Below are 2513 nucleotides of genomic sequence, written 5' to 3'. Positions count from 1 at the left end.
CCACGCAGGAAGTCGGCCGCCTGATGAACACGCGCGAGGCCGCCACGCAAAAGCTGGCGCTGCTGTCCGACTACCGGAGCAACTACCACCAGCAGCTGCTGGCCAACGCCAATGCCGAGGGTGGTATCGACATCACCCGGCTGCGCAACTACACCGCCTTCATCGACCGGCTGGGCAATGCCGTCGACCAGCAGAAGGGCACCATCAACGCCCTGGAAGCGCAGTTGCAGGCCAGCCGCGCCAACTGGCTGGAAAAGCAGCGCCGCGAGCAGTCGTTCGACGTCCTGCGCCAGCGCCATCTGGAAGAGCAGCGCCAGGACCAGGAGCGCCGCGCCCAGCGCGACAACGACGAACATGCTGCCAAGCTTATCCGCATGCGCGCCGCGCAGGCTGGCCAGTGAACGACCAAGACGGAGCCATCGTGGGTCTGAGTGCCACCCCCAACGCCGCCGCCCAGGATCTGGGCGCCATGCTGTCGGCCAGCAGTGCGCCGGCTGCCGCGTCGCAAAACACTGCTTCGGGCGGCGATTCGTTCGGCAACATCCTGTCGGGCCGCATGAGCCAGGATGCCGCGAGCAACAACACCGATGCTGCCAACCGCAGCACCAACGCAGCCAAAAAGAACACCGCCGGTGCCAACGCCGGCAATGCGGACGCCAATCAGGGCACGAAGCAGGCCGACCACGCTGGAACCGCCGCTGCGGCAACGCCCGCCACCGGCACCGCCACCAGCAAATCCGGCGTGACCGCAGGCAAGGATGGGCAGCAGGACGACAGCCAATCGACCGGGGCCGCCGCGCAGCCGACCGATCCGGCCGCACTGCTGGCCGCGCAGATTGAAGCCGCGCGCCAGGCAGCGCAGCAGGCCGCCACGCCGCCGGCTACGCAGGCCGCACAGGCCGTTGCGGCGGATGGCAATGCCGCCAGCCAGGCCGCAGCGTCCAAGATTGACGCCGGTGCGGCGGCGCTGGCTGGACTGAGTGCTGCCGCCAAGGCGGCTCAGGTGCAGGCGACAACGGGTTCGGCTGCTGCCGCGCAAGCCGAGTCGCAGGCGGCCCAGCAGGCCGCCGCCAAGGGCGGGCAGACGCAACCGCTGCCGGACGCCAACGCGCTCGTCCAGCAGATGGCGCGCACGCGCTCGCTGGGCGACAACGCTCCGGCAACCGCCCGCCAGATGGCCGGCGCATCAACGCAGGGTGCCAATGCAGAGCACGCGTCGGCGTCAGCGCGTCGCGCGGAGTCCTTCGCGCACACCAACGTCACGCAAGCCGCCACGCAAGCCGTGGCCGATGCCACCAGCAATGCCGGCTCCGGCGGCAACGCCAGCGCGCAGGCCGATGCACAGGGTGCGGGCGCCAAGTTCGGCGGCGTCTTCGCACATGCAATGGGGGATGCCAGCACGTCGGCGCCCACCTTCGCCGTCGGCGCCACGGGTGTCAGCGGCACCGCCGGCACCGCAAACGACGCGTCGATCACGCCGGCGCAAACCCACACGCTGCCGACCTTCGGCGATGCCGCCTGGCCGCACTCCATGGCCAGCCAGCTCGCTTACATGCAGGTGCATCGCCAGTCGTCGGCCGAGCTGCAGCTCAACCCGGCCGAGCTGGGCGGGCTGCGCGTCAAGCTCGATGTCGACAACGGCGCCGTCAACGCCAGCTTCGTCTGCCAGCACCAGGCGGTGGCCGAGCTGGTGCAGGACGCCATGCCGCGCCTGCGCGACGCCATGCAGCAAGGCGGCATGCAGCTCGCACAAACCTCCGTCAGCACAGGTGACTTCAACCAGCAAGGCGCTGGCCAAGGGGCGTCGGCGCAGGGCAACGGTTCCGGCAACGGCGGTGGCAACGGCTGCCGCCTCGGCGGCGGCGCGCACCTCTTCGTCGTCGGCTTGCGGTCGGCCATAGCGGATGTTTTCCCAGCCATTGGCGGCGAAGATCACCGGGTCCTGGGGCACCAGGCCCATGCGGGCGCGGACCTCGGCGGGAACGGCGTCGCGAAGATCGACACCGTCCAGCGTCACCCGGCCCGACCGGGGGTCATAGAAGCGCAACAGCACCTGCATGACGGTGGTCTTGCCGGCGCCCGACGGGCCGACCAGGGCGATCTTCTCGCCGGGCTCGAGCGCAAGCGTAAAATCGACGAGCGCCGGGGTATCGGGCCTCGATGGATAGTGAAATGTGACGTTATCGAAGCACACCTCGCCACGGGCGGGGCTGGGAAGCGCGACGGGCCTCGCCGGCGCGGTGATGTCGGCCTTGGTGGCAAGCAGATCGATCAGCCGCTCGGACGCTCCGGCGGCGCGTTGCAGATCGCCGACGACCTCGGAGATGGCGCCGGCGGCCCCGGCCACCACCACGGCATAGAAGACGAAGGCCGAAAGTTCGCCGGCGGAAATGCGCCCCGCCATGACGTCGTGGCCGCCGATCCATAGGATGGTGCCGACGGCGCCGAAGACGAGGACAATGACCAGGGCCGTCAAGACCGCGCGCACCCGTACCCGGCTGATCGCGACGGTG

At 69.9% G+C, this 2513-nt stretch carries 1 protein-coding gene and 2 pseudogenes; 2 read left to right on the top strand and 1 reads right to left on the bottom strand.

What is annotated here, in order from left to right; all coding sequences use genetic code 11:
• Together fliJ and QZ609_RS26355 are read left to right on the top strand one after the other, a co-directional pair.
• A partial coding sequence (fliJ, locus tag QZ609_RS26360) for a flagellar export protein FliJ (RefSeq protein WP_295501420.1) occupies window positions 1–401 on the top strand: 401 nt, incomplete at its 5' end.
• Between the two features lie 68 nt (window positions 402–469).
• Window positions 470–1774, top strand: a pseudogene (locus QZ609_RS26355) (flagellar hook-length control protein FliK); the annotation flags it as partial.
• Between the two features lie 135 nt (window positions 1775–1909).
• On the opposite strand, the pseudogene QZ609_RS26835 reads toward QZ609_RS26355, so the two are convergent.
• Window positions 1910–2404, bottom strand: a pseudogene (locus QZ609_RS26835) (ATP-binding cassette domain-containing protein); the annotation flags it as partial.
• Between the last annotated feature and the right edge of the window lie 109 nt (window positions 2405–2513).

It is taken from the genome of uncultured Ralstonia sp. (genome assembly GCA_913056305.1).
Lineage (GTDB): Bacteria > Pseudomonadota > Gammaproteobacteria > Burkholderiales > Burkholderiaceae > Ralstonia.
This window is presented reverse-complemented; position numbering and strand designations above follow the sequence as displayed.